This is a genomic window from Rhizobacter sp. (genome assembly GCF_035702065.1).
Lineage (GTDB): Bacteria > Pseudomonadota > Gammaproteobacteria > Burkholderiales > Burkholderiaceae_C > Rhizobacter.
On record NZ_DASSRA010000195.1, the window covers coordinates 1 to 6,824 of the forward strand.

At 68.7% G+C, this 6,824-nt stretch carries 4 protein-coding genes and 1 pseudogene; 1 reads left to right on the forward strand and 4 read right to left on the reverse strand.

Going from position 1 to position 6,824, the window contains the following annotated elements; all coding sequences use genetic code 11:
- On the reverse strand, positions 1-1,917 hold a 1,917-nt coding region (locus VFL64_RS09075; protein WP_489540058.1), incomplete at its 3' end, for a bifunctional diguanylate cyclase/phosphodiesterase.
- 34 nt (positions 1,918-1,951) lie between these two features.
- Positions 1,952-2,668 (reverse strand): transglutaminase-like cysteine peptidase, encoded by a 717-nt coding sequence (locus VFL64_RS09080; RefSeq protein ID WP_489540059.1) that lies wholly within the window; start codon positions 2,666-2,668, stop codon positions 1,952-1,954.
- A 264-nt stretch (positions 2,669-2,932) separates the two neighbouring features.
- Here VFL64_RS09080 and VFL64_RS09085 point away from each other — a divergent pair, with 264 nt between their 5' ends.
- Positions 2,933-4,792, forward strand: coding sequence for a TolC family outer membrane protein (locus VFL64_RS09085; RefSeq protein ID WP_489540060.1), 1,860 nt, complete (start codon positions 2,933-2,935; stop codon positions 4,790-4,792).
- A gap of 66 nt (positions 4,793-4,858) precedes the next feature.
- Here VFL64_RS09085 and lpdA read toward each other — a convergent pair whose 3' ends face one another.
- Positions 4,859-6,616: a dihydrolipoyl dehydrogenase gene (lpdA, locus tag VFL64_RS09090; protein WP_489540061.1), complete on the reverse strand. Its 1,758-nt coding sequence runs from the start codon at positions 6,614-6,616 to the stop codon at positions 4,859-4,861.
- 2 nt (positions 6,617-6,618) lie between these two features.
- Positions 6,619-6,824: pseudogene (locus tag VFL64_RS09095) on the reverse strand (MFS transporter); the annotation flags it as partial.

A 6,824-nucleotide genomic window follows, 5' to 3' on the forward strand; every position in this document is an offset into this window, starting at 1 on the left:
GGAGTTCTGCTGGGTGCTGATGTAGGGGCCGGTCGCGCCGTCGATGCCGCATTCCCACAGTGCCTTGGCGTCTTCTTCGCTCGATACGCCCTCGGCATACACCTGCAGAGACAGGCCGTGCAGCAGCGTCACCGTGCCGCGCACGAAGGTCAGGCGGTGTTCGTCGCTGCCGACGCCGGCGACCAGGGCGGCGTCGAGCTTCACGTAGTCGAGCCCGGCCTCGAAGAGACGCGGGATGGCGCCCAGGCGCTCGCCGGCGTGCTCCAGGCCCAGACGCACGCCGGTCGGCCGCAGCTGGCGGCTCAGTTCCTGGAGCAGCTCGAAGTGCTCGACCGCGGCGCTCTCGGCCACCTCCAGCCAGATCAGGCGCGCCACGCGCGGTGAGTCCCACAGCAGCGCGCGCAGCCGCGAGGCGAAGCTGCTGTCGGTGAGCGAGGCGGGCGAGAGGTTCACGCAGCGCGGCTGGCCGTCGCTCGTGGCCTCAGCTAGCGCGAGCGCCAGCGCGCGCTCGTCCACGTCGACCGTGAGCTTGCTGCGCATGGCCAGCGGCAGCCAGCGCGCGGCCGGGTCGAAGGCGCCCTGCTCTTCGAGCTGCAGGCGCAGCGGGCATTCGAGGTGGATCAGCTCGCGCCGGGTGTTCACCACCGGGAAGCTCACCAGGTGCACGCGCCCCTGCGCCAGCGCCTCGCGTATGCGCTGGCGCCAGGCCCCCTCGCCCAGCATGGCCACGCTGTTGGCGGGCTCGCTGCCCAGTTCCACGGCAAAGGCACCGCGCGCTTCAGCGCGGGCGAGCGCAGCGTCGGCAGCGCTCATCACCTGGCCCGGGGTCATGTCGCGCCGCAGTTCGATGGCGCCCATGCTCACGGCCAGGCCCGAGCCCAGCGTGGGCAGCACCATGCCCAGCGCATCGGCCACGGCCTGCGCGGTCTCGCGCGCCACGCCGGGCACCGGCAGGCACAGCGCGAAGTCCGAGCCGTTCAGGCGGCCGAGAAAGCAGCCCTTGGCGCGCTCCGCATACGGCCGCAGCGACTGCGCGATGGCGGTGATCACGCGGTCGGCCGCCACGTGACCGAGGTTGCGGTTGACGCCCGCGAGGTCGAGCACGCGCAGCAGCACCAGGCCGCCTTCGGCCGTGCCGTCTTCACGCTGCAAGGCGGCCGAGAGCTGGCCGAGGAAATGGGCGCGGTTCGACAGGCCGGTGAGCCGGTCAAGGTTGGCCTGCTTGTGCAAGGTGTCGAGCTGCTCGGCCTGGGCCTGGAAGGTCACGCGCAGGCGGTTCACCATGGTGTTCATGGCCCGCGTGAGGCGCTGCAACTCCGGCGCACGCGGCTCGGGGACGATGCGGAACTCGCCCGCCACCAGCGCATGCGCCTGCTCCACCGTCGAGTCGAGCGGCTTGCGGATGCGCCGCACCACCAGCATGCCCACGCCACCGGCGATCAGGCCAACCACGGCCAGCGCCGCCGCCGAGCGCAGGCTGCCGGCCCACAGCTCGTCGTAGGCGAAGAAGGTGTGGCTCACCACCTCGACCTTGCCCAACGCGCGCCAACCATCGGAGACCTGTGCCACGCCGGGCTCGGAGTCGATCGGCGCGAGGTTCACGAACCAGGCCGGCGCCGAGGTGGGCGTGGCTTGCGCCTCGCGCACGAAGCCGACCTTGCCGTCGGCGGCGGTGAACTTGATGCGGCGGTAGAAGCCAGTGTCGAACTGCGCCGACATCAAGAGGCCCATCAGCTCGGCGTCGCCCTTCTGCTGCGAGAGCGCCAGCGCGAGCGAGGTGGCGTTGTCCGAGTTCTTCAGGCGCAGCTGCGTCTGCAGGTAGCCGCGCGCCGACTCGACCGCCACCGTCACGCTGCCGGCAAAGGCCAGCAGCACGGTGCCCAGCATCAGCAACCAGATCTGTCGGATCAGCGACATGCCGTCTCCCCTGCTTGGAACTTCATTCGAGAATTCATTGGAACCCCTCCGCACGCGCCTTCGCAAGCACCTCACGCCAACGAGACAGGCGCGCCGCCGGGTCACCCGCCGCCTGTGGGCCCACACCTTGCCACAGGCCTTCGCTGTTGAAGCTGAACACGGGCACCAGGTCGGGCCGCCGCGAGGCGGGCCGCACATCGGTGATGAGGTTGTCCAGAATCAGCGGCTCGGCGCCGGGTGCCGCATAGTAGGCCAGCACCATGTGGGCCTGCACCGCGCCCTGCGGCCCGCCGATCTGGGCCCGCACGTAGACCAGGCGCAGCTTGGTGGTCGGCATGCCGATGGCCAGGAGGCTGAAGTACTTGGCGATGGCGAAGTCTTCGCAATCGCCCTGGCCCTTGTCGAGCGTTTCGATCGGGCTGGCCCAGTAGTCGATCTGGCCCCACACCTCGGTGTCGTCGCGGAACAGGATGCGCCGGTTGAAGAACTCGTTGACGGCTTGCAGTTGCGCGGGCTCGTCCATGTCCAGCGCCTGCGCGAGCACGGGCTGCAGGGACTGCACGCCCGCGGCGGCCCGCGGCGACAGGCGCTTGGCTGCTGCTGCCATGCGCTCGGCGTCCCAGGCCTGCGACGCCGCGATCGGCATGCACAGCGCGGCGATCGCCCACGCGGCCAGCCAGCAGCGCAGCCCCACGCGCCGCACGCGTGTCAGGCCGATGCGGCTGCGGAAGTTGGAGAGAACGGCGTGCACGTGGGCTTCAGGCGGATTCAGGGCTCAACGTCTTGTTGTCGTCACGGCGAGGGTGGACTTGAGTGCCGCAGACCGCACAACTCACATGCGTCTGCTGAAAAAACAAGCACACAGCGAGGACATGCGTGAAATAGTCCCACGCCGCCATAAGGACAGGGGGGGGCCGCAAGAGGGGGTCAAAAGCTAAACTTCGCGGCGCAGTGAAGGAATCCCTCACTACGCCTTGCTCAACGCCATTTTGACCTGCGAGAAAGACACCGCCTGATGCGTTTCAAGACCCGAGCCTTGTTTGTTGCGGCCACGATGGCGTGCATCGCCAGCGCCCAAGCCCAGACCAACGAGGTGTTGAAGGCTGCGGCGCAGAAGGCGATCAGTGTGAACCCGGACGTCACCGCGCGCTTCAATGCCTACCGCGCCGCCGCCGATGCGGTCGACGCCGCACGCGGCGGCTACTACCCGCGGCTCGACCTGAGCGCAGCCGTCGGCAAGGACCGCGACACCATCACGTCACGCACCCCCGAGAACCAGTCGATCAGCCGCAGCGGCGCCGCACTGACCCTGACACAACTGCTGTGGGACGGCCTGGCCACCAAGAACGAAGTCGGGCGCCTCGACCACGAGAAGATGGCCCGCTACTTCGAGCTGCTCGACACCACCGAGACGAACGCACTCGAAACCACCCGCGCCTACTACGACGTTCTGCGCTACCGCCGGCTGGTGCAACTGGCCGAAGACAGCTACGTGCAGCACAAGAGCGCGTTCAACCAGATCCAGTCGCGCTTCAAGGCCGGCGTGGGCCGCGGCGTCGACCTCGAACAGGCCGGCGCGCGCCTGGCCCTCGCCGAATCGAACCTGAGCACCGAACTCGCGAACCTGCACGACGTGTCGACGCGCTACCAGCGCATCGTGGGCGACGAGCCGCCGAAGAACATGCCGCTGCCGCTGGCCTTCAAGGACGGCATCGCCGCCACCGCCAGCGAAGCCTCTGCCGAAGCCGTGCGCCGCAGTGCCGCGGTGAGCGCGACCATCGAGTCGCTGCGCTCGGCGCGTTCGCTCGCCTCGGTGCGTGAATCGGCCTACCAGCCCAAGATCGAAGCCCGCGTGCGCTCCGGCGCCGGCACCAACCTCGAAGGCGTGCGCGACCAGCGGCGCAACGACACCGGCGAGATCGTGCTGAACTGGAACCTCTTCAACGGGGGCAGTGATGCCGCCCGCGTGCGCCAGCAGGCCAACCTGGTGAACCAGGCCGCCGACCTGCGCGACCGCGCCTGCCGCGACGCGCGCCAGCTGATCGCCATCGCCTACAACGACACGCGCAAGCTGAACGACCAGCTGCTCTACCTCGACCGCAACACCATCGCCATCGAGAAGGCGCGCGACGCCTACCGCCAGCAGTTCGATATCGGCCAGCGCAGCCTGCTCGACCTCTTGAACTCGGAAAACGAGCTCTACACGGCACGCCGTTCCTACGCCAACGCCGAGTACGACCTGGGCATCGCCTACGCGCGCACGCAGGCCGCCACCCAGCGCCTGAGCGCGCAGCTCGGCCTCACCCGTGCCGAGAACGCGCCCGAAGTCCCGGCCGAATCCGAGGGCTGGGCCGCCGGAGAAGACGGCCCGGCGCGCTGCCCCACGCTCGCCATCGACATGCAGGAGATGGACCTGCAGCGCCTGAACCAGCGCGCCGCGGCCATCACGCCCTCGCCCACCGCGGCGCCGGCCACCGCCACCACCGCCGCCCCAATCGGCGCCGTGCCCGCCCCTGCTGCGCCAGCAGCGCCCGGCACCCCGGCCGCACAGACCGTGCGCCGCCTGACCGACTGGGCCGCTGCCTGGGAAGCGAAGGACGTGGCGCGCTACATCGGCTTCTACGCGCCCAGCTTCATGCCGACCACCGGCGACCTCGCCACCTGGAAGACCAAGCGCCGCGCACTCGTGGCCAAAAAGGGCAACATCAGCGTGAAGGTCGAAGACATCCAGACCAACACGCTCGCCCCCAACCGCGTGGAGACCAGCTTCAACCAGAGCTACCGCTCGGACAACTTCAACGACGTGAGCACCAAGACGCTCACCTGGGAGTTGATCAACGGGCAGTGGTACATCGTGCAGGAGAGCGGCCGCTAGAGCGGTGCCGCCTGGCAAGACAAAGAAAACGGCACCCTCGGGTGCCGTTTTTCATGGGCCAATCGCTCAGCGCTTCACGGGCGGCAGGTCCGTGCAGTGCCCTTCGGCCGCCTCGGCCGCCAGGCCCAGGCTCTCGCCCAGCGTCGGGTGCGGGTGGATGGTCTTGCCGATGTCCACAGCGTCGGCTCCCATCTCGATGGCCAGCGCGATCTCGCCGATCATGTCGCCCGCGTGCGTGCCGACGATGCCGCCACCAACGATGCGGTGCGTCTCCTCGTCGAACAGCAGCTTGGTGAAGCCTTCGTCGCGGTTGTTGGCGATGGCGCGGCCCGACGCGCTCCAGGGGAAGAGACCCTTCTTGAGCTTGCGGCCCTGGGCCTTGGCCTCGTCTTCGGTGAGGCCCACCCAGGCGACCTCGGGGTCGGTGTAGGCCACGCTCGGGATCACGCGCGCATCGAAGGCCGCATGGCTGTCGCCCGCCGCCACCTCGGCCGCGACGTGGCCCTCGTGCGTCGCCTTGTGCGCCAGCATGGGCTGGCCCACGATGTCGCCGATGGCGAAGATGTGCGGCACGTTGGTGCGCATCTGAGCGTCGACAGGGATGAAGCCGCGGTCGGTGACCGCCACACCGGCCTTGTCGGCACCGATGCGCCTGCCGTTCGGCACGCGGCCCACGGCCTGCAGCACCAGGTCGTAGAGCTGCGGCTCCTTCGGCGCACCCTCGCCTTCGAAGCTGACCAGGATGCCTTTCTTGGTGGCCTCGGCCCCGACCGTCTTGGTCTTGAGCATGATGTTGTCGAAGCGCAGCGCGTTCATCTTCTGCCACACCTTCACCAGGTCACGGTCGGCGCCGAGCATCAGCGAATCCATCATCTCGACCACGTCGAGCCGCGCGCCCAGCGTGCTGTAGACGGTTCCCATCTCGAGGCCGATGATGCCGCCGCCGATGACCAGCATCTTCTTGGGCAGCTGGCGCAGTTCCAGCGCGCCGGTGGAAGTGACCACGCGCGGGTCATCCTTGGGCAGGAAGGGCAGCTTCACCGCCTCGGAGCCGGCCGCGATGATGGCGTTCCTGAACTTGATGACCTGCTTGCCGCCGTCGGCCTTGGTCACGCCCAGGTGGTAGGGGTCGAGGAACTCGCCCGTTCCCTGCACCACCGTCACCTTGCGCATCTTGGCCATGGCGTTGAGGCCACCGGTCAGCTTGCCGATGACCTTTTCCTTGTGCGCGCGCAGCTTGTCGAGGTCGACCTTGGGCGTGCCGAAGCTGATGCCGAGTGTGTCGAAGTGCTTGACCTCGTCGAGCACGCCGGCCACGTGCAGCAGTGCCTTCGAAGGAATGCAGCCCACATTGAGGCACACACCGCCGAGCGTGGCGTAGCGCTCGACCAGCACGGTCTTGAGCCCGAGATCGGCGGCACGGAAGGCGGCCGAGTAGCCGCCGGGGCCGGCGCCGAGCACCAGCACGTCGCACTCGAAGTCGGAACCGCCGGCATGCGTGGCCGCGGGCGGCGCAGCCACGGGTGCGGCCGCAGGGGCTGCGGCAGCGGGCTTGGCCGCCGGGGCCGGCGCGGGCGCCGCGGCTTCGGCGCTGTCCAGCACCAGCAGCAGCGACCCTTCGCTGATCTTGTCGCCGATCTTGACCTTGAGCTCCTTCACCACGCCAGCGTGCGAGGACGGGATCTCCATCGAGGCCTTGTCGCTTTCCACGGTGACCAGCGACTGCTCCTTGGTGACGGTGTCACCGGCCTTCACCAGCACTTCGATGATGGCGACATCCTTGAAGTCGCCGATGTCGGGCACCTTGATCTCGATCGCGGCCATGTTCAGTCTTTCGTTGTCTTCAGTTTGAGGGTCTGGGCCTTCACCGGCCCATCCGAGTTCTTGTCGAATTCACAGCCCGCCTTGACGCCGATCTCGGCCAGCTCACGCGCCGTCTTGGCGCGGTCGAACGAGGCGTGCATGGCGCCGAGCGCGAACGAGCGGCCGGAGCCGATGGCCCAGAAGCGGTCGAACTCGAACACCTCGCGGT